This is a genomic window from Ruegeria sp. CK1, from assembly GCF_056536545.1.
The window spans coordinates 135518-156270 of the sequence record NZ_JBQFPX010000007.1 but is presented as its reverse complement, the minus strand read 5'-3'; the positions used below and the strand labels follow the sequence as shown (position 1 = coordinate 156270).

Sequence of the window (20753 nt, the reverse complement as noted above, 5' to 3'; positions counted from 1 at the left end):
CGCAACTCGGCAATTCCCGAAAGTAAATGAATGGGTTAATGTGATGGTTGGCCTGGTGTGGTCACGTCTACCCAAACTAAGCGGTGTCTGCTGGCTTGTTCGGCAGCTTTGCGCAGTGGGGATTCACTATTAGGCCAGAACACGCCCGCATCTGTGATTTCCAGATCAACGGAGGGTAGAACATAGTCTACCCGCATTTCGCCGACCGCCTTCCAGAGCACCGTTGTCAAAGCACCAGATGGGTCATTAGGCAGAGCGTCGCGCAGGCGGGGATCGGCCAGCAAATTTTGGATTGCCTCTTTGCGCCCCTCTCCGCGCGTTGGGTCCAGATTGGCATCCCCCGTGATTACAAACGGATCTTCGGGCGGATGCCCTAATTGACCGTCCAGTACAACAGACCAAAGGCGTATCTCATCCCGGTTGCGCAGCCCGTTGCGATCTTCGGGTCCGTCAAAAACGGGCGGAGCTGCATGAAAAGTCATCACGTCCAGCATGCCGATAGGTGTATCCACGGGTACGATCCAATGGGCCACGGCTGACAGGCGCTGTATACGCTGTGCGTTCTCCGAAGGGAATGGACCGTCTTCAGTGGCTGGTAACTGCGCGTCTGGTAGCTCGTGCCACAACAGATCGGTGAAATTCTGAACGCTGTCGGCGTGAATTGGATAGCGTGATAACACTGCAAGCCCATTCTGACCGGTGAAACGACCCCAGCCTTGCGCGTCGGCTGGGCCATGCGTTCGCCCATCACCGTTTAGGTCCAGAGACGTTTCCAGCCCAGAATTGGGCTGTGCTGAAAAGTGATGGGGATAGTCCAACCCAGCCTTTCGCAGTTGCTCGGCCAGAGCAATCACAGCCAAGCCATCCATATCCCAGTCGATACCCTGCAGTGTGACAATGTCAGGTTGTGCAGCGACCAGTACATCAACGACGGCCTGCACCTGTGGGTCACCACGTCGAATATCTCTCAGCAGCAATCCCGGTCCGTCGCGGCTGAGCTCTGTGTTGAATGTGGCAATACGAACCGTGTCTGCCTGCGCCAAAACTGGCGTCAGCAGCAGTAAAAAAAGACGGATCATGCCGTCTGCGTAGTCTCGGTCGTGGAATAGGCGCGACGCTTTTCAACGATCAGGTTGGCGATGCGAAGCGTCGCCATTCCGCGCATGATCATGCTGGCCGGGAGGAACGCCCAAGCACTCAACGTCCAGATCAGGGTCTGAGGGTTATTTAGTGAGATCGGGTCGGCATAGTCAGTCAGCAGTTTGATCAGCGCCGGGATTACGAACGGTAGTAAAATTCCGATAGAGATGTTCAGACGGCCGTCGCGCTGCAAGCGGGCAACAACATCACCGCCCTTGGTCGGATCGAACAGGGGCAGGTTGGTCCAAACGTTGAAAGCGCCGTTGCTGGTTGGCCAACCCCGCACTTTTACTGCGTAGGCAAAGCTACCGATGGTCACGAGAGCGATTATATACGCTACGCTGGCCGCTATTCGCACCAGCTCGATCAGCGGTGCATTTGCATCGGCAGGCAGCATGAGCACGATGAGACGTACCGGTGAATAGGGGAAATCGACTACGTTGGCGATACCCAGACCCAAAGCGTAGATCGTCGTGGTCAAATCGCTGGGCATGTAGGCGTTTTTGCAGATCAGCGTCAAAAAGGTGATCATCGACATCAGCCCGACATAGCGCAGGCGGTTCACAGGCGGTGCGTCACGGAATTCAATGAAGCTGGGAAAAGCCGAGTTATACTCGGCAAAGGTTAGAAAGAAGGCAAGAATAGCGAGAAAGACGACAATCTCGGTGCCATTCGTTGACGATACGGGCAAGTACAACGCGGGGGTCAGCACCAACAATGCGACCAATATTCCCCGAATTGCCGCCCCTGTTGTGCGAGCAATCACTATCCGAACCCTTTCAAACTGGATTAGTCGATTCTGTGCCGACTTTCTTCCAACTTGTGTCCGCCATTTTGAATTTTCGGCGGCTTCCTCTTGAGCGTTAACATTGACCCTGTAATACAAATGGCTCAAGCCAAGCCGCAGAAAACACGTCATTTTGGGCAAAATGATGGCGAAACTGGTGCGAGTTTGCATCATTTCTGACGCAAATCCGGCGTGTAGACCATGCACTGGTCTACATGTTGTGGTTGCTAAGCGTTGAACACCTAAAATGCGAATGGGGTCGCCTAGACGACCCCATTAAGTTGAGTGGCTGAAGATTCGCGCTCAGAATCACACCCAGGGGCGGGCTTGGCTGGCGTGATCTTCAAACTTGTCGATGTGATGATCTTTCTCCATCGTCAGGCCGATATCGTCCAAGCCGTTCAGCAGGCAGTGCTTGCGGTGCGGGTCGATGTCGAATTCGATCACGACGCCATCCGACGTGGTGATCTGCTGATCTTCCAGATGCACGGTCATGCGGGCGTTTTCACCCTTATGCGCGTCGTCCATCAGGATCGCATGGTGCTCTTCTTCAACTACGATGGGCAGGATGCCGTTCTTGAAGCAGTTGTTGAAAAAGATGTCGGCAAAGCTGGTCGAGATCACAACCTTGATCCCGAAATCCTTGATTGCCCACGGTGCGTGTTCCCGCGACGAGCCGCAGCCGAAGTTATCGCCAGCCACCAGAATCTCGGTTTGGCGATAGGCGGGTTTGTTCAGGACAAACTCTTCGTTTTCTTGCCCGTCATCGTGATAGCGCATCTCGTCAAACAGCACGACGCCCAGGCCGGACCGTTTGATGGTCTTCAGGTGCACCTTGGGAATGATCATATCGGTGTCGATATTGATCAGCGGCATTGGGGCGGCCACCCCGTGGACTTTTTCAAACTTTTCCATGTTCACACTCCTGCGGGAGAGGGCCAGCCCCTTGCCCCGCGTTTAAGCTTGTTTCGCTTCTGTTGTATCGCCAGACGGCACGTTTTCGCCTTTGGGGGCGTCCTTGATGAAAAACGCCATGAAGACCAGGCCAAGACCGTTGAAGATCATCTCGATGCCCAGCAGGATACCCAGCAATTGCAGCAGCACCGAAGGATCTGCGGCAGCAAAGCGCCAGATCAGGACCGCCAGCAAGATCGAAATGATGCCCGAGATCATCGTCGCCCAGAAATACTGTGTTCCTCGCATCTGGAATGACAGGATTACGCGGGCAATTCCGCCCGCCATGAAAAGGATCAGGCAGACGGTGGCCAGTGTTACGGTTCCCTGCAGCGGGTGATCCAAGAAGGACCAACCCAGAAACAGCATCACAACACCCATGATGAATGACAGGATTTTGTTGCCGGTACCTTCGACGGTGAAGCCGCCAACCACCTGCAACGCGCCCGAGATCAGCAGCAACACTCCGGTTACTACCGTCACGGCAATCGAGGCGACTGCCGGCGCGCCAAGTACAAAGATACCGAACGCTATGGACAGAAGCCCCAGCAAGAGCCATTTGATCCAGTCACTCATGTCTTCAATCCCTCAAATATCTAGATATGAGGGCAGCTTACATCAATTCACGGACGTCTGTCAGCCGTCCTGTGATTGCCGCTGCGGCAGCCATCGCGGGGCTCAGCAAGTGGGTGCGTCCGCCACGGCCTTGGCGGCCCTCGAAGTTGCGGTTCGAGGTTGCAGCACAGCGCTCGCCCGGCTGTAACTGGTCGGGGTTCATCGCCAGACACATTGAGCAACCTGCAAGGCGCCATTCGAAACCGGCCTCTTTGAAGATATCCGCCAGACCTTCTTCTTCGGCCTGTAACCGCACAAGGCCTGAGCCAGGCACGACCATGGCGCGCATGCCGTCCTTTATCTTCTTACCCTTGAGGATTTCCGCAGCAGCGCGCAGGTCTTCGATCCGGCCGTTGGTGCAGGATCCGATAAAGACGGTGTCGATTTCCACATCGCTCAACTTCTGACCGGCTTCCAGACCCATATACTCAATCGAACGGCGGGCCGCGTCGACCTTGCCGCCTTCGAAATCTTCGGGGTGCGGTACAGATGCAGTGATCGGCAGCACGTCTTCTGGGCTGGTGCCCCAAGTTACGACCGGCGCGATATCTTCACCGCGCAGAGTGATGACCTTGTCGAAATGGGCACCCTCATCGGTATAGAGTGTTTTCCACCAGTCCATCGCCGCTTCCCACTGGGCACCTTTAGGGGCGTGCGGGCGACCTTTTACATATTCAAAGGTGGTCTCGTCGGGGGCGATCAGACCGGCTCGTGCGCCGCCTTCGATCGCCATGTTGCAGACGGTCATGCGGCCCTCCATCGACAGATCGCGGATCGCTTCACCGCAATATTCGATGACATAGCCAGTGCCACCGGCGGTACCGGTCTCACCAATCACGGCCAGCGTGATGTCCTTGGCAGTTACGCCCGGCTGTAATTTGCCGGTGATTTCCACCTTCATGTTCTTTGATTTCTTCTGAATCAGGGTCTGGGTGGCCAGAACATGTTCAACCTCGGAAGTCCCGATACCGTGGGCCAGCGCGCCAAACGCGCCGTGGGTGGCGGTGTGGCTGTCGCCGCAGACAACGGTCATGCCGGGCAGGGTCCAGCCCTGTTCGGGGCCAACGATGTGCACGATTCCCTGACGCACGTCGTGCACCGGGTAATAATGAATGCCGAAATCCTTGGCGTTCTTGTCGAGCGCTTCGACCTGAATCCGCGATTCCGGGTTTTCGATCCCGTTGGCGCGGTCCGGCGTGGTTGGAACGTTGTGATCCGGAACAGCAATGGTTTTTTCAGGCGCGCGCACCTTGCGACCCGCCATTCGCAGACCTTCAAAAGCCTGCGGGCTGGTCACTTCGTGCACCAAGTGGCGGTCTATATAAAGCAAAGATGTGCCATCTTCGGCTTCATGCGCGACATGGGCATCCCAGATCTTGTCATAGAGTGTTTTGGGGGACATTGGTCCTCTCCCGTATGTAATGAGAAATAGCTGGCGAGGTGGCTCAGGCCGCGGATAGGCGGGCCAGGACCGTGCGGGCAGCCCCATAAAACCGTTCACGCAGGCGCGCGCGGTCTTCCAGATTTTGCTGTTGGGCCACATTGAGTCTCATGCGCTTCAGATATATCGGCCTTTGCTGTCAATCAAGGTTCAATCCTTCGCTGGGCTTGCATCGTGCAGCGGCGCTGTCCAAGCTGGCAATATGAACCAAGACCTGATCCCCAGTTCGTTGTCAGACCTCTATAACAACATGGTCGCGGGCTTTTCCGTCCAATTCGAAAATCTTTTCGAATTGATCGTGACGCCGGGTTGGCGGCAACATCAGTTGGTTATCATCGTGGTTTTGTGGGCGCTGGCCTACATCCTGAAGCTGGCGACGCAGGGCCGGTGGAATGCTTGGGCCCGCTCACGCACCGGCTGGCCAAAATGGCGTCTGCGGGTATTGGTGCAGCTGATGCAGCGCCTGACGTTGGTTTATTTCGTGGTTATGTCTTGGGCTCTGTACCTGTTGATGCAGAACATTACTTGGCCATCGCGCAGCTACATAATCGGTGTCGTGGCGACCCTGGCATTGGCTTGGTTGGCCATTGCGATGGTGGCACGTCTGGTTCGCAACAGAACGCTTCGGCGGATTTTCAAATGGGCCATGTGGGTCTATGCAACGCTTGTTGCGCTGAACCTTACCGACGATGTCGCCGAATTTCTGGACGGAGTAGCCATTTCAATTGGCGATTTGCACATCTCGGCATTGGGAATTCTCAAGGCGGTTCTGCTGATTGGCATTCTGTTGACACTCGCTCGCATCGGCACTCGTGCGGCCGAGCGCGGGCTTATGAACAACGAAGATATAACCCCTTCGATGCAGGTCCTGCTGGCCAAGGGTATTCAAGTGCTGCTGTACGGTGCGGTCTTTCTGGTCGCTATCCGAACACTTGGATTTGACCTGACTGGTATTGCACTTTTGTCCGGTGCAATCGGTGTAGGGATCGGTTTTGGCCTGCAAAAGGTGGTGTCAAACCTGATTTCAGGGATCATCATCCTGATGGACCGCTCGATTAAACCGGGTGACGTGATTTCGCTGGGCGATACCTTTGGTTGGATCAACGCGCTGGGCGCACGTTATGTCTCGGTTGTCACAAGGGATGGCCGTGAGTACCTGATCCCGAATGAGGATCTGATCACCAATCAGGTCGTGAACTGGTCACATTCGGACAAGTTTGTGCGGCTGGATTTGGAATTCGGTACCAGCTATGACGACGACCCCCATCAGGTGCGTGCAACCGCGATCCACGCTGTAAAGGCTGTTACACGGGTTCTGAGTGGTGGATCGCATGAACCGGTTTGCCACATCACCGGCTTCGGTGACAGCAGTGTGGATTACGTTCTGCGCTTTTGGATCAGTGATCCGACCAAAGGGTTAACCAATATCCGGGGCAATGTGTATCTGGCCTTATGGGATGCGTTTAAATCAGAAGGCATCTCGATTCCCTTCCCTCAGCGCGAGGTTCGCCTATTGAACGACGACGCAGTGGCGCAACAGATCGCCAAAGAGTGAACCCTTGTGCGCCCTGCATGGCGGGCCTTCATTGAAATGTTGCATTCCCCTTGTTACCTTAATAATACCCCGGCGCCGGGGATGTGCGGCGCGCAGCAAAGGAGGACTATGTCCTGTCTCTACATACCCAGGCGGGTTTGCCCGCCGATGACGGAGCCAGTGTAATGGCTCACTCTCAGTCAATCAGCGACAAGCTGCTTGAACGTATCCTTTCCTCACTTTCCGACGACAAGGCCGAAGAAGTCGTGCAGATCAACCTGCAGGGCAAATCCTCGGTTGCGGATCACATGGTGATTGCCTCGGGTCGGTCGACCCGTCAGGTTTCAGCCATGGCGGAAAAGCTGACGGATCGCATCAAGCAGGAGTTCGGTTTCACCTCGAAGGTCGAAGGCAAGGATGCCGGCGACTGGGTGTTGATCGATACGGGCGACGTGATCGTCCATATCTTCCGCCCCGAAGTGCGTGAATTCTATCAGCTGGAAAAGATGTGGCTGCCCCAGGGCGGCAGCGCCTCAGCGAACTGAAGCGCCATCCCGGCCTGCATTAACAGGCCGGCGGCGAGAGAAATATGCGTATAAGCATTTGTGCGGTCGGGCGATTGCGTGCCGGACCGGAAAAGACCCTGCTTGACGATTACCTGACCAGATTTGATCGAACCGGCCGCGCGCTGGGCCTTGGGCCTGCGCGGGTGATCGAGGTTGAAGACAAGAAAAACGCAGGCATGGGTGCCGAAGCCGCGCTGCTGCGCAAGGTGCTGCCCAAGGGCGCGGTAATCTGCACTTTGGATGAGCGCGGCCGGGTCATGTCTTCCCCCGATTTTGCCAAGAAACTGGGCGGCTGGCGCGATGCGGGGCGTCAGGATCTGGCGCTGATCATCGGCGGGGCCGATGGAATAGACCCTAATCTTAGGGTTGAGGCCGATTTTTCCATCTCATTCGGGTCGATGGTCTGGCCCCATATGCTGGTCCGTGTGATGCTGGCCGAGCAACTTTACCGGGCCGCGACTATCTTGTCGGGCGGCCCATATCACCGGGTCTGACATGGCGCAGCTTCTGATCGTTTTCCATTCACGCACCGGTGGTGCCCGGCAAATGGCTGAAGCTGCGGCTGAAGCGGGACGGGAAGAAGCGGACGTTGTTTTGAAATCAGCCGACCAAGCTGGGCCTGACGATCTGTTGGGCTCTGACGGTTACATCTTCTGCGCGCCTGAAAATCTGGCGGCAATCTCGGGCCTGATGAAAGAGTTTTTCGATCGCAGCTACTATCCAGTTCTGGGCAAGATCGAAGGGCGACCTTATGCCCAGATGGTATGTGCTGGGTCTGACGGTGAAAACGCGGCGCGACAGATAGCCCGCATCGCCACTGGTTGGCGTCTGAAAGAAGTGCAGCCGCCTTTGATCCTGTGCACTCATGCCCAAACGCCAGAGGCGATTCTGGCCGAAAAGATCATCCCTGATGATCAGTTGGATCAATGCCGGGACATCGGCGCGGCCTTGGCGGCGGGCCTTAGCCTTGGTGTGTTCTGAGCATTAGTTGAGATCAACGACCGTTGTGCCTTCGTTCCAGCCATCTACGTTGCAACGTGCTTGAATCTGAACCTGAGTGATATCGCTTGGAACAACTACTCCACTGAGAGATCGCGTAAATGGCTGTTCGTTCTCATGTGGGTGGTGCAGTACGCGCATTCCTAGTTCGTTGCCTTCCATATCAAGAACACGCCAACCGTCTGCGTAGTGGTCCCAACCTGTGTCCGGATGCCGAATCGTGACGTCGAACCGCCATGTATCACCGTTCTGACGAGCAGAAACATTCTCAATAACTGCGGGGTCGGCAAAGGCGGGGCAAGCCATTATGGCGCAAAGAATCACGTATCGCATGGGTCGACCATATGGCGCTTGCCGTACCGGCGTCATCACGTCTTTGTGTTGGAGGGAAGTGTCAGAAGTACCGAGCGTGAATGCGACGCAAACTCCCGGCGGTACAGGACGCCCACGGTCAACAGCGTGCCGATGATCAGGGTCACTGGCCCCAAGATCCACGTTACCGAAGCGAGGGCGAAATATGTGGCACGCAAAGCGCGGTTAAAGCTGCGTGCGGCTGTAACACAAATCTCAGCTGCTTGTGCTGCGCGTGGATAAGCCTGCGGGTCTTCGGGGTCGTTGGGTACGGCGGCCATCAAGACCGCACAATATCCAAAGAGGCGATGTGCCCAGACGTATTTCAGGAATGCGCTCGACAAAAATACGAGAACGACCAGAATTTTGATTTCCCACACTAGCGCGGGTGCGCTGCCGATGGCCAGATCCTGAGCCACTCCAGCCAGGCGCTCGGTATTTCCGAGCAAGGCCAACCCACCCCCGATGGCGATCATCGTGGTTGAGGCGAAGAACGTACTGCCCTGCCGCATACTGGCCACCACTTGGGCATCGAACATGCGCGGCTGCCGTGTCACCATTTCGCGCATCCAGTCGCGGCGAAAACCGTCCATCATCATCGCTACGGATTTCTTGTTGGGTGAGGGGTTGTCGATCCGCCAGCCAATAAGTTGCCAAGCACAGAACAGCAGCAAGAGTGCGGCGTAGTCGAGTGGTGAAAACACCATGGCGCGTTCGATCCAGGTCATGGCCGCGACACTAGTTGTGGATGAGAAAACTTGCCAGATGTATAAATTGGTAATATTACTTTACCAAATTGGAGGATCAGCCATGGACATGCCAACGCCAAATCCCGACGTTTTGCGCCGTAAAGCATTGCTTTTGCAGCGCTTATCAAAGGTATTGCCCGATGATGCTGTGATTCATGACCCTACTGAAACGCGGGCATACGAATGTGATGCGCTGACGGCTTACAGGTGCCCCCCGATGCTGGCGGTTCTGCCTTCGACCACTCAAGAGGTCTCGGACGTGCTGCGTATCTGTCATGAAGAAGGTGTTCCGGTGGTGCCACGCGGGTCGGGTACGTCATTGGCAGGAGGGGCGCTGCCGACGGCCGATAGCGTCATTCTGGGCATCGCTCGGATGAATGAGGTGTTAGAGACCGATTACGACAACCGGTTCATTCGCGTGCAGACAGGCCGAACCAACCTGAGCGTCACAGGTGCAGTTGAAGAAGAAGATTTCTTCTACGCCCCTGATCCATCTTCGCAGTTGGCCTGTGCCATCGCAGGCAACATCGCGATGAATTCCGGCGGTGCGCATTGTCTGAAATACGGTGTGACCACCAACAATCTGCTTGGCGTGAAAATGGTTTTGATGGACGGCAGCATAGTCGAGATCGGAGGCGCACATTTGGATTCAGGCGGGCTGGATCTGTTGGGTCTGATCTGTGGCTCGGAAGGACAGTTGGGCGTGGTGACAGAGGCAACCTTGCGCATCTTACGCAAGCCCGAAGGCGCGCGACCTGTTTTAATGGGGTTCGACGACAATGAGGTGGCGGGTCAATGTGTGTCCGACATCATCAAGTCCGGCATCTTGCCGGTGGCGATCGAATTTATGGATACTCTGTGCATCAAGGCGTGTGAGAACTTTGCCCATGCGGGCTATCCAGATTGCACAGCGCTGCTGATCGTCGAGGTTGAGGGCTCGGAGGCCGAGATCGACTATCAACTGTCGAAGATCATTGAGATCGCCCAGCGCCACAACCCGGTCGAGCTGCGCGAAAGCCAATCGGCCGAAGAAAGTGCGAAAATCTGGCTGGGGCGGAAATCTGCCTTTGGCGCTATGGGGCAGATGAACGACTACATGTGTTTGGACGGGACAATCCCGGTTTCCTCGTTGCCAGAAGTGTTGCGTCGGATTGGAGAGTTAAGCGAGGAGTACGGATTGCCCGTCGGCAACGTCTTTCATGCGGGCGACGGCAATATGCATCCGTTGATCTTGTTTGATGCCAACAAACCTGGCGATCTTGAAAAGTGTGAGGCGTTCGGCGCCGAAATTCTAAAGCTCTGCGTGGACGTGGGCGGGTGCCTGACGGGTGAGCACGGCGTGGGTATCGAAAAACGGGATTTGATGTCGCATCAGTACACGCCGCAGGATCTTGAGGCACAGATGGCGGTCAAAGATGTGTTCGACCCGAACTGGCTGCTGAACCCGGCCAAAGTGTTCCCCTTGGATGCCTCAGAAGCACGCCGTGTTGCGCGTATCGCGGCCCAATAGGCTCTAACAAAGAAGATTTTTGATGAAACCTAAGTCAGAAGCCGAACTGGCCGAAATGGTGGCCGGACTAAAACAACCGGTTCGCATTGTCGGAGGTGGGACCCGAGGTGTTTCCGGTCCCGAGGAAACTATCGAAACAGCTGGACTGTCTGGCATCACTTTGTACGAACCCGGCGCTCTGACCCTTGTGGCGCAAGCTGGCACCCCCGTGGCTGATATCGAGGCCGCACTGGAAGCAGAGGGCCAGCAGTTGGCCTTTGAGCCGATGGATCATCGGGGGTTGCTGTGCACGAACGGAGAGCCAACCATCGGTGGCGTGGTTGCCGCCAATATCTCAGGCCCACGGCGGATACAGGCTGGGGCGTGTCGGGATTTCTTGCTGGGTGTGCGCTATGTCGATGGCATGGGGCAGATTGTCAAAAATGGCGGCCGGGTCATGAAGAACGTGACTGGGTACGATCTGGTCAAACTGATGAGCGGTGCATGGGGCACGCTTGGCGTGCTGACCGAGGTCTCGTTGAAAATGCTGCCCAAACCCGAAGCAACCGCAACGTTGGCAATACAGGTTGCTGACGCGGAAACTGCAATTGACGCCCTGGCAGCGGCATTGAAACTACCGTTCGAGGTCAATGGCGCGGCTTATGATCCACAAGAGGGGCGGGCATTGTTGCGGATCGAAGGGTTCACGGACTCGGTAGCCTACCGGATTGAGCGATTGAAATCTGCCTTGCTGGAGTTTGGAGAAATCTCAGAAATTGACGATCCGGTTGCCCTTTGGCGCGACGTGCGGGACGTTCGGGCGTTTCATGGTCAGAGCGGTGATGTCTGGCGGATTTCGGTGAAACCAACTGACGCGCCCGACATTACGGCACGAGCCGCTGCAGATAAGACGCTGTTCGATTGGGGCGGCGGGTTGATCTGGGCTCTGGTGCCTGCGGGCACTGATCTGCGGGCCCGGTTGGGTGCGTTCGAAGGGCATGCGACGCTGGTGCGTGCGGATGCTGCCACGGCAGAGAAACTTGGCTCTTTCCAACCTGAACCTAAAGGCGTTGCGGCTCTAACCAAAGGCCTTCGGCAGAGATTTGATCCACGCGGCTTCTTCAATCCTGGACTTATGGGGTAGGCCGATGCAGACAACGTTCAGCGAAAAACAGCTACAAGACCCGGCTATTCAGCGTTCAAATGAAATCCTACGCAGTTGCGTCCACTGTGGGTTTTGCACCGCGACTTGCCCGACCTATCAGGTGCTAGGCGATGAGTTGGATAGCCCTCGCGGTCGTATCTACTTGATCAAGGACATGCTCGAGAATGAACGCGAGCCAGACGAAAAGACAGTCAAGCATATCGATCGCTGCTTGTCCTGTCTGGCTTGCATGACGACATGCCCATCGGGTGTGCATTACATGCATCTGGTCGATCACGCGCGAGAGTATATTGAGGCCTATTACAGACGCCCGTTCACGGACCGTGCCTTGCGTTGGGTTCTGGCGCAGATTCTGCCCTATCCGATGCGGTTTCGCTGGGCATTGATTGGGGCGAAGCTGGGGCGACCGTTTCGTTTCCTTATGCCGGATGCGCGGTTGCGGGCGATGCTGGACATGGCGCCAAAGCACATTCCGCCCGTCAGTCGGAACGACGACCCGCAGAGCTTTGCGCCCAAAGGTCAGCGCCTAAAGCGTGTGGCGTTGATGACGGGCTGTGCGCAAAAGGCACTGAACACAGATATCAATGATGCAACGATCCGGCTTCTGACCCGGTTAGGGTGCGAGGTCGTCGTGGCCGAAGGGGCCGGGTGTTGCGGGGCGCTCACCCATCACATGGGCAAGGTTCAGAAAAGTCATAAAGCTGCTGCGGCCAATATTAGGGCCTGGGTTTCCGAAATGGATGGTAAGGGGTTGGACGCCATCGTCGTCAATACAAGTGGATGTGGCACCACGGTTAAAGACTATGGGCATATGTTTCGAAACGATCCGCTTGCCCAGGATGCCGCGCGCGTGTCCAGTAAGGCAATGGACATCAGCGAACTGCTGGTGCAGCTCGACCTTCCGCGGGGCACGAGCAAGGACATGACGATTGCCTATCACGCAGCCTGTTCACTGCAACATGGTCAGCAAATCAAAACGCACCCCAAGGATCTGCTGAAAAAGGCTGGTTTCACTGTAGTAGAGCCTGCTGACAGCCATCTTTGCTGCGGTAGTGCTGGAACGTACAACCTGATGCAGCCTGAAATCTCAGGCCAATTGAAACGGCGAAAAGTCAGAACGCTTGAGGCCGAGAACCCAGATGTGATCGCGGCTGGAAACATCGGTTGCATGATGCAAATCGGCTCGGGAACCGGGATTCCTGTTGTGCATACGGTCGAGCTTTTGGACTGGGCCAGCGGCGGTCCGAAGCCGAAGGCGATGCAACAAGGGTATTCGACCCAACCCGAGATTCCCATTCTCAAGTGAAAGGTTTGATGCAGCACTGCATCAGTTTCCGGCAGAAACTTGCAATCAGGTAAGCGCCCTATTTTCGCCCCACCTGGCGCATAGGAGGATAGGCCTACAGCAACGCCGGAGAACCGATTGCGAAAATGGATCAAGGCTTTAGCACTGGCATTGACACCGATGGCTGCCATGGCGCAGGACAGCGGACTGAAAAGCCTTGAAACCACCGATGCCGGGCGGGCGTGGATGGCTGTGGGTCGATTAGACATCAACGGCGCTGGGTTTTGCACTGGAACCCTCATATCGCCAACTCTGGTCCTTACGGCCGCGCACTGCTTGTACGACAAGGTCACCGGGCGGCGGATTGACCTTTCTGATGTCGAGTTTCTGGCGGCATGGCGATTGGGGCGTGCGTCGGCCTACCGAGCGGCGCGCCAGGCGGTCATTCATCCGGAATACCGATACGACAACGAAACGTCGGCTGCACGGCTTCGCAATGACATTGCCCTGATTGAATTGTGGCAACCTATTCGAAGTACCACCATCATCCCCTTTGAAACAGGAAACCGCCCACATCGAGGGGAAGAGGTCGGAGTGGTTTCATACGCGCAGGACAGGGCAGAGGCACCGTCACTGCAAGAGGTTTGTTCGGTCATGACCCGCCGGTCTGAGGTTATGGTGATGTCCTGCGATGTTGAGTTTGGTTCATCTGGTGCACCTGTTTTTTCTTTCGACGGCGAACGGCCGCGCATCGTTTCGGTTGTGGCGGCCAAGGCTGAATTTAACGGTCAGCGCGTCGCTGTCGGTACCCCGGTCGAAGGAACATTGCATCTGTTGCAAGCGGAATTGTCTGCCGGTCGCGGATTTCTAGCACCAACACCCGACGGCGCGGCCAAAAGAAATATTGGCGCGAGGTTCATCAAGCCATGATGCGACTATTGCTTGGCACGCTTTCGTGCCTACTGGTTTTGTCGACCGCATCTTATGCCCAAAGCGCCAAGCGTACGCTAACGGACCGCGAGGATCTGTACGGCTGGGAGGCCATCGGTCGCCTGGACATTGGCGATACCGGATTTTGTACAGGCACGCTGATCGGGCGGGATTTGGTTCTGACGGCTGCCCACTGCGCTTTGGACAAATCTACCGGCAGGCCTTTCGAGCCGGGAGAGGTTACTTTCCGGGCCGGGTTGAGCAACGGAAAGTCCCTTGCCGATCGCAAGGTGATCCAGATCGCCGCACACCCGGATTTCGTGGCCAATGCACCGGTTTCTGCACCGCGTGTTCGCATCGACGTGGCTTTGATGCGGCTTGATGCGCCGGTGCCCCATGGTGTCGCTGATCCGTTTGCTCTGTATGATGGTCGCGTTAACGGCAACGAAATTAGCGTCGCTTCCTACGGGCGCGGCAGGTCCGAGTCGATCTTGCGCCAGCGTTCCTGCAATATCCTTCAGCGAGGCCAGGGCTTGATCAGCTTTGACTGTGACGTGACTTTTGGATCTTCTGGGTCTGCTATTCTGGCAAAAAAGGGGCCTCGCTGGCAGATTTTTTCGTTGGTGTCCGCTGGCGGTTGGGATGGTCGGCGCAAGGTCGGCTATGGCATGGAATTGTCCAGTATTGTCAGTGACTTGAAGGCTATATTGCGCCGTGACGCACCAAAACCCAAGGCCTCGATACGCCGTTTACAAGTAGGGTCCGGTAAGTCCAGTTCGGGCGCGAAGTTCATCTCCTCCGACGGGTCTTGAACTCGGTCAAAATGCTCCCCATCTGAACTGTACCGGGTCGCCACATACGGGGCTCGGCATACACCATCGCCCGTCCGTACGGAGGGCAAAAACAGATCGCTCAAACATGAGGATATGACTTATGCGTAGTTTTGATTTTGCACCGCTGCACCGAGCAACCGTTGGATTCGACCAGATCGCTGACATGATGGATCGCGTTCTGACCAACGATGTGGCTCAGCCCAGCTATCCGCCTTACAACATCGAAAAAACCGACGCCGACACTTATCGCATCTCGGTTGCTGTTGCCGGGTTTTCTGAAAACGACCTGTCGGTTGAAGTGAAGGAAAACGCGTTGATCGTCGCCGGTAAGAAAGCTGCCGAAGACAAAGACCGCAGCTACCTGCATCGTGGCATCGCCAATCGTGCGTTCGAACGCCGTTTTGCCCTGGCTGACCACGTGCGTGTGACCGGCGCGAGCCATGAGAATGGTATGCTGAACATCGACCTGAAGCGCGAGGTGCCCGAGGCGCTGAAACCGCGCCGGATCGAGATTTCATCCGGCAAAGCGATTGAAAAGGACGTGGTTGACGCCAAAGCCGTTAACTAAGGCTGGTCGACCACACGGCGGTAATCCGGCCTCTCTGGATTATCGCAGACTGCACGCCCCGCGTTCCTCCAGACGCGGGGCGTTGTTTTTTTAAGACTGTTTTACATCGGTTTTAAACATCTGGCATTGATAAAGGCCGTTGGGCTAGGCTCGTTCCGGGAAAGCCACTGATCCCATCCCAAACCAATTTGAAACAAAAGGACCTAGATACGATGCGTCTTAGCCAATTTTTCACGGGAACGATCTGCGCAATGCTTGCCTTCACCACGACACCTGCCAAGGCTGATGACACCGGCGCTTTAATAGCCGGTGTGGCGCTGGGCGTACTGGGCGCTTCAATTGCCCATCATCATTACCGGCATGGCGCACCATATCAGAGACATCCCGGTGTATCCTCTGAGGAAAATGCGATTGGTCTGTGCATGCACCGCACCAAAACCGCCATGGGGCATCAAGGGTACTACGCAGTCGATTTTGAGCGCACGCTTTCCTACACCAAAAATGCGGATGGTATTAACTTGATTGATCTGGAAGTGGCCCGTTCAAAGGACAGCAACGATGCGCGCAGTACAATCAAAGCGCATTGCGCTATCCAAGATGATTCCGTGGTGAATTTCCGGTATTCGAGTTACTGAAAGTCTTAACCTGACAAGGGACCAAATCCACCTACGAAATGGGTTGGATTCTTTGATTGTGAAAAGCGTTATGGGCATTGGGCTACCGCACGGCACGTCCTGCGTTCTTAAAGGCGCGAGGCGTCGTTTCTTGCCGGGATGAATGCGTCTGCGCTGGGCAGGTGAAATCAACCTGCCCGTCGATTGAGCTCGTCCCTTTATTCCCGCAAAGATTACGATATTTTATCGCGGCGGTTGGACTGCTAGTACGTGGAAACCCGGTGAAGCCAGCAATATTTGGTTAAATACACCGGATCGCGGCTCGGGTCGTTTGGGCAGGTAAGAGAAACTATTCAAAGATGGCTAACATACTGTTTTCGGCGATGAAGAACGAAGCCCCCTTTCTGTTGGAATGGGTCGCCTACCACAAAGCGATTGGCTTCGACCAAATCATTGTCGTTACGAATGACTCTGTTGACGCCACGGACGGCCTTCTACGGGCTCTGTCCGAAAAGGGCGAAGTCCAGACCATTCGCCAGAATGTGCCGGCAGACCGCTCTGCGCAAGAGAATGCCAACCGCTTGATAGCGGAAATGGGAATTCTGAACGAAGGCGACTGGGGCATCTTTCTTGATGCCGACGAGTTTCTAAACATTCACATCGGCAGCGGCACCGTCGCGGATCTTGCGCACCACCTTGAATCTCAGGACCGTATCGGGATGCTGATTAATTGGCGTGTTTTTGGGGATTCCGGAAACCTTGTCTTTAACGGCCGCTATATTTCCGGGGATTACACGCAATGCGACGCGGGCCTGGAACGGACACAATTCAAGACTTTTTTTCAAAAGAACAAAGAGACTCGGGGGTTTTCCCAGTTCCTGCACCTCTGTGATCTTGAACCTGCCGCCTCTCGGTTGGATCGGTTCTCGAACCCCAACGGCGAGGCCCTCTCTTTTAAAGACGCAAATGTGAACGATCGTCAAAGGAAGTTTCTCAAACGGTGGATTCAAACTGGCCAGAGCCCGATGGGGAACTTCTTCGGGCAATTTGACGGCTATAAGATCGCGCAAATAAACCACTACATGGTGCGAGATCCGCATTCGTTCCACCTCAAGGCGAAACGAGGTCGGGGATACAAAAGGACGAATGACCGGCACACAAAGGAGTTTTACAAAAAATGGAACCTCAATGAGGCTAGGGATGCATCCATTCTCAGGTGGGAAGACCGGACTCGACAACAAATGGAACGGCTGTCGAAAGTGTGCGGATTGCACGACATGCTTGAGCAGATCAGATCAGAGTATCTGAGCGCATGGCAGCCCCCGGACGAACAAAAACCGATACACTATTCACGCGATGTTCTGAGGATCATTCGCGAGAATGACCTGCACGGTGTGAGCTTGGACCCGCCATCCGGTTTTAAAAGAGGGATTGATGTCATTGGCAACTCCCTACCCGTCGCCTTGGCTCACTCGATCCGGAAATATTTTAGGTTTCATAAACGGTTGCCGAACCTGATCGCGCCGACGACCTTCACTGAAAAGCAGGTTCTATTCAAATTTTTTGGCCCTGTACCCGAGCCCAGCCCGTCTGACAAACTACGAAGCGCAGGGTATCTGCCACGCGCTTTGCGGGAAAAGGTGACCATTCCGAAGAGACCATGGATTTCAGATCGACCGGGGTTTCCGGCGAATGATGAGCTTCCCGAAGGCATCTATTATTTTAAATCGAACCACAGTTCTGGAACCAATATGCCGGTCGCTTTGCCGGCGTCAGATCAGCTGCGCACTGAGGTTACAGGAACCTCGGTCGAGTGGCTGACAAAAGTGCATGATGAAATACGCTCGCTCTGGTGGTATGAGACCATGCCGCGCAACATCTACGTCGAAGAAGATTTGAGCCTTGAGGGCGGCGACGCACCGGATTGGAAGTTTTTTGTGGTCAACGGTCGGGTTGTGCTGTTTCAGGTCGACACAGGACGCCAGACCCACCACATCCAGACAATCTATGATCGGCAAGGCAATTTCCTTGAGAAGGAATTGTATTTCAGATCCGGCGATCCGGTTTCAATTCCGGATTGTCTGCCAACAATGGTTCAGGTTGCAGAGGGGATCGGGCGGAGTTTTGACTTCATTCGTGTGGATATGTTCTTGAGAGACGATCAAATCTATCTGGGCGAAATCACGTTGGTGCCAAACGGTGCAACCAACAAAATTCGCAGTGCTGAGATTGACGCGCAACTTGGAGCAGCCTGGCAGTGTCCTTGGATAGGGCGTGTTGATCCCGATTGGTCAAACAGTCACTATTCGAAAGTGTGTTACGAACCGTGGGATTGAGCCAACGTCCTGTGGTTCCGACGGGTGCCCCAGAATAGTTTGATGTCGGTCTCGAAAAGCCCCGCACTTCTTTGCGCGGGACTTCTGTCTTTCCTAACAGTTCGATCAATTCCCAGCCGTCACCGACCCGATCGACCAAAACATTGTCTCGCCCGATGCATCGTCGACGCCGTCATTGTCGGTCATCACAAAAGCCTCGCCCGAGGGCAGGATGGCCAGTCCTTCGATTTTATCCAGAACATAGCCACCAGTCGATGTCAGGTCCGGCAGCAGGTCGCGGACCTCTTCCTTGCTGACCACAGGAAGTGTGCCACCCAGCGGGGCCGGGGTCATTTCGGACAGCGGGATGCGATAAACTTTCTTGGTCACAGCACGGTGATCGTGCTGGTTGTCGCGCTCGATGACATAGACATGATCACCAAAAGCCACGATCTCAGACAGCCCAACCCAGCCGGTGTCCGGTTGCGCCTTGGGATAGTGAACTGCACCCCATTCGCCGCTGTCCAGGTTATAGGCTACCAGTTTAACGTGGTTCTCCGGATCGTCTTTCCATTCTCGCTGGACAGCCATCCAAAGCGTGTCGCCGACCTTGGTGATGCCCTCAAACCCAAAACGTTGTTCAACAGCCATCAGCTCCGGCGGCAGACCGATCTCGCCCGCGCCGCCCTTGATCAGACCATCCGCACTGACGCGATAGATCGCGTGCGGGATTACGCGGTCGGTGCGTCCTTCCGAGGCGACGTAGAAACCACCCTCATCGTCCAGCGTGATGCCTTCCAGATCCAGCTTCTGCGCCGGCTGGCCGTTGGCGCGGTGGATGCGTATCACGTCGACAATGCGGGCAGGCTGTTGGCTGGGGTCGATCTTGAAAATTGAAGGCTGAAAGCCGTAGAAGCTGTCATTGACCGCATAGATCATGCCGTCGTCGTCAGCCACCAGGCCAGACAATGCACCCCAACCGATCAGTTCATCGGCCCCTGCCGAGGTTAGGTGCGGATAGGCCACAGGTGCGTCCTGATATTCGAAGATGCTGACATGCGCACGAGGGCCACCATCTTCGATCAGGTCTGCCTCGTTGGCCGAGATCAGCAGGTTGCGCTCGGGGATTGCAACATAACCTTCCGGGCCAACGCCCGAAGGCAGCAGTTGTTTCAGAACCGGGTTCGCTGGATCGGTGGCATCATAGACACCCACGATCGAGGCACGCTCGGCCCCTACAAAGATCATTGGCGTGCCGCCAAAGGTGGCCGCAGTCACGCTTTCTGGCTCAACACCTTTGGCGTCCGAACGTTTGTCCGGATAGTGACCAATCTGGATGATCGCTTTCTCGAACTCGGTGCCGTTTTCGTAAACAACGGTCCCATCCTTGTGGAAGATCGTCCAGCCGCGCGATCCGCCTTCGTAGTCACCTTCGTTGGCGGTGGCGAAGTGGTTGTCGTCGATCCATTTCACGGCGTCCGGCTCGCGCAGGCGTCCGGACTGGCTTTCAGTAAAGATTAGCGCGCCGCGTTCGTCCGTGGCGTCGATGCCTTCCAGATCAACGGCACCGGCAGAGAAGTGGCTGATCACGTTGCCGTCCTTGTCGACAACCGCGATGTGGTTGTTTTCCTGCAAGGTGACGACAGTTTCGCCCAACCTATTGATGTCCACGAATTCTGGCTCGGGGTCGGTCGGGGCAACTTCGGCCAGTCCGGTTAGCGAGGCCATCTTCATTCCGGAACAATCCAGCGCACCGTCTTTCAGCGGCACCAGTGCCAGCGATCCGGCAGGCAGTTGCGGGATCACACCGTCGTTCAGGTCTTCGTCACGCTCGTTCTCGATTGCGATGGCGACAAAGCTGCCATCGGGGGCAATGGCGACGCTGTCGGGCTGACCGCCCAGGTCACAGGCACCAGTTTCTGCCTTGCCCGCGATATCAACTGAGATCAACTTGCCCGAGGGGGCGGTATAACTTTCAGAGGTGTTCACGCCAACAAAGGCCGTCGCGCCCACAATGCCTACGGATGTCGGCTCACCACCCACATCCATTGCTCCCAACGGTGCCGGGTTCGCGGGATCAGTGATATCAACCATGCCGATCACGCCCAGTGGGCTGTCGGTGTAGACCAGCGTCATTCCATCCGCTGTCGCCGCGATGATCTCGGGCGAGGTCTCACGGTTGGTATCAGCTCCTTCGGCCATGTTTTTGACGACCGGGAACGAAGCAATTCGATTGAAATTCATCTCTGCCGTGGCCTGACCAGCGGTCAGAGCCAGGGCAGATGTCAGGCAGACAAAGCGCAATGACATCGGTTGGTATCCCCTCTTGATTGGATGAAAAGGGAATGACCGCAGGTCATTGCAGTGATGTGACGGTTTGTTTGCAGTTTTATGACAAACCAATCGGCTCCGGCGCGC

21 protein-coding genes are annotated in these 20753 nt (G+C 55.8%); 12 read left to right on the top strand and 9 right to left on the bottom strand.

The features are described 5' to 3' along the window. Nucleotides 1–35: 35 nt before the first annotated feature. From ACR0L3_RS16425 to ACR0L3_RS16400, 6 genes are all read right to left on the bottom strand, one after another. Complete coding sequence (locus ACR0L3_RS16425) at nucleotides 36–1079, bottom strand: endonuclease/exonuclease/phosphatase family protein (RefSeq protein ID WP_480746840.1); 1044 nt, start codon at nucleotides 1077–1079, stop codon at nucleotides 36–38. Then, on the bottom strand, nucleotides 1076–1906 hold the full coding sequence (locus ACR0L3_RS16420; RefSeq protein ID WP_480746839.1) for a hypothetical protein: 831 nt from the start codon (nucleotides 1904–1906) through the stop codon (nucleotides 1076–1078). Before ACR0L3_RS16420 ends, ACR0L3_RS16425 begins: the two co-directional genes overlap by 4 nt. Nucleotides 1907–2236: 330 nt before the next feature. Then, complete coding sequence (gene leuD / locus ACR0L3_RS16415; protein ID WP_170691699.1) at nucleotides 2237–2842, bottom strand: 3-isopropylmalate dehydratase small subunit; 606 nt, start codon at nucleotides 2840–2842, stop codon at nucleotides 2237–2239. A 42-nt stretch (nucleotides 2843–2884) separates the two neighbouring features. Beyond that, nucleotides 2885–3457 (bottom strand): HdeD family acid-resistance protein, encoded by a 573-nt coding sequence (locus ACR0L3_RS16410; RefSeq protein WP_480746838.1) that lies wholly within the window; start codon nucleotides 3455–3457, stop codon nucleotides 2885–2887. Between the two features lie 37 nt (nucleotides 3458–3494). Then, nucleotides 3495–4898: a 3-isopropylmalate dehydratase large subunit gene (gene leuC, locus ACR0L3_RS16405; RefSeq protein WP_480746837.1), complete on the bottom strand. Its 1404-nt coding sequence runs from the start codon at nucleotides 4896–4898 to the stop codon at nucleotides 3495–3497. A gap of 43 nt (nucleotides 4899–4941) precedes the next feature. Beyond that, complete coding sequence (locus ACR0L3_RS16400) at nucleotides 4942–5037, bottom strand: isopropylmalate isomerase (protein ID WP_480746836.1); 96 nt, start codon at nucleotides 5035–5037, stop codon at nucleotides 4942–4944. A gap of 102 nt (nucleotides 5038–5139) precedes the next feature. On the opposite strand from ACR0L3_RS16400, the gene ACR0L3_RS16395 reads away from it, so the two are divergent. The 4 genes from ACR0L3_RS16395 (at nucleotide 5140) to ACR0L3_RS16380 (ending at nucleotide 8018) form a co-directional block, all read left to right on the top strand. Beyond that, nucleotides 5140–6492, top strand: a complete 1353-nt coding sequence (locus tag ACR0L3_RS16395; RefSeq protein ID WP_480746835.1) for a mechanosensitive ion channel family protein — start codon at nucleotides 5140–5142, stop codon at nucleotides 6490–6492. A gap of 164 nt (nucleotides 6493–6656) precedes the next feature. After that, nucleotides 6657–7016, top strand: a complete 360-nt coding sequence (gene rsfS / locus ACR0L3_RS16390) for a ribosome silencing factor (protein ID WP_480746834.1) — start codon at nucleotides 6657–6659, stop codon at nucleotides 7014–7016. Nucleotides 7017–7060: 44 nt separating this feature from the next. Next, entirely contained in the window at nucleotides 7061–7531 is a 471-nt protein-coding gene (gene rlmH, locus ACR0L3_RS16385; RefSeq protein WP_480746833.1) for a 23S rRNA (pseudouridine(1915)-N(3))-methyltransferase RlmH, read from the top strand. A 1-nt stretch (nucleotide 7532) separates the two neighbouring features. Further along, the gene (locus tag ACR0L3_RS16380) at nucleotides 7533–8018 is read left to right on the top strand and encodes a flavodoxin family protein (RefSeq protein ID WP_480746832.1); all 486 of its coding nucleotides are present in this window, start codon (nucleotides 7533–7535) and stop codon (nucleotides 8016–8018) included. A 3-nt stretch (nucleotides 8019–8021) separates the two neighbouring features. Here the strand turns inward: ACR0L3_RS16380 and ACR0L3_RS16375 are convergent, their stop codons facing one another. Next, nucleotides 8022–8369, bottom strand: a complete 348-nt coding sequence (locus ACR0L3_RS16375; RefSeq protein WP_480746831.1) for a hypothetical protein — start codon at nucleotides 8367–8369, stop codon at nucleotides 8022–8024. Nucleotides 8370–8404: 35 nt separating this feature from the next. Further along, a complete protein-coding gene (locus tag ACR0L3_RS16370) occupies nucleotides 8405–9115 on the bottom strand; it encodes a DUF599 domain-containing protein (RefSeq protein ID WP_480746830.1) in 711 nt (236 codons plus the stop codon). An 82-nt stretch (nucleotides 9116–9197) separates the two neighbouring features. Here ACR0L3_RS16370 and ACR0L3_RS16365 point away from each other — a divergent pair, with 82 nt between their 5' ends. The 8 genes from ACR0L3_RS16365 (at nucleotide 9198) to ACR0L3_RS16330 (ending at nucleotide 18356) form a co-directional block, all read left to right on the top strand. Further along, entirely contained in the window at nucleotides 9198–10646 is a 1449-nt protein-coding gene (locus tag ACR0L3_RS16365; RefSeq protein WP_480746868.1) for an FAD-linked oxidase C-terminal domain-containing protein, read from the top strand. Between the two features lie 22 nt (nucleotides 10647–10668). Further along, nucleotides 10669–11769 (top strand): FAD-binding protein, encoded by a 1101-nt coding sequence (locus ACR0L3_RS16360; protein ID WP_480746829.1) that lies wholly within the window; start codon nucleotides 10669–10671, stop codon nucleotides 11767–11769. Nucleotides 11770–11773: 4 nt separating this feature from the next. Further along, nucleotides 11774–13096 carry a glycolate oxidase subunit GlcF gene (gene glcF, locus ACR0L3_RS16355; RefSeq protein WP_480746827.1) on the top strand — a complete coding sequence of 441 codons (1323 nt, stop codon included), beginning with the start codon at nucleotides 11774–11776 and terminating at the stop codon, nucleotides 13094–13096. Between the two features lie 117 nt (nucleotides 13097–13213). Beyond that, nucleotides 13214–14005, top strand: a complete 792-nt coding sequence (locus ACR0L3_RS16350) for a trypsin-like serine peptidase (RefSeq protein WP_480746826.1) — start codon at nucleotides 13214–13216, stop codon at nucleotides 14003–14005. After that, entirely contained in the window at nucleotides 14002–14817 is an 816-nt protein-coding gene (locus ACR0L3_RS16345) for a trypsin-like serine peptidase (RefSeq protein ID WP_480746825.1), read from the top strand. The genes ACR0L3_RS16350 and ACR0L3_RS16345 overlap by 4 nt, the downstream gene beginning before the upstream one ends. Before the next feature lie 121 nt (nucleotides 14818–14938). Further along, nucleotides 14939–15406, top strand: a complete 468-nt coding sequence (locus ACR0L3_RS16340) for an Hsp20 family protein (protein ID WP_480746824.1) — start codon at nucleotides 14939–14941, stop codon at nucleotides 15404–15406. 212 nt (nucleotides 15407–15618) lie between these two features. Further along, on the top strand, nucleotides 15619–16041 hold the full coding sequence (locus tag ACR0L3_RS16335) for a hypothetical protein (protein WP_480746823.1): 423 nt from the start codon (nucleotides 15619–15621) through the stop codon (nucleotides 16039–16041). 338 nt (nucleotides 16042–16379) lie between these two features. Next, on the top strand, nucleotides 16380–18356 hold the full coding sequence (locus ACR0L3_RS16330) for a glycosyltransferase family 2 protein (RefSeq protein ID WP_480746822.1): 1977 nt from the start codon (nucleotides 16380–16382) through the stop codon (nucleotides 18354–18356). A 105-nt stretch (nucleotides 18357–18461) separates the two neighbouring features. On the opposite strand, the gene ACR0L3_RS16325 is transcribed toward ACR0L3_RS16330, so the two are convergent. Further along, on the bottom strand, nucleotides 18462–20645 hold the full coding sequence (locus ACR0L3_RS16325; protein ID WP_480746821.1) for an esterase-like activity of phytase family protein: 2184 nt from the start codon (nucleotides 20643–20645) through the stop codon (nucleotides 18462–18464). Nucleotides 20646–20753: the final 108 nt, after the last annotated feature.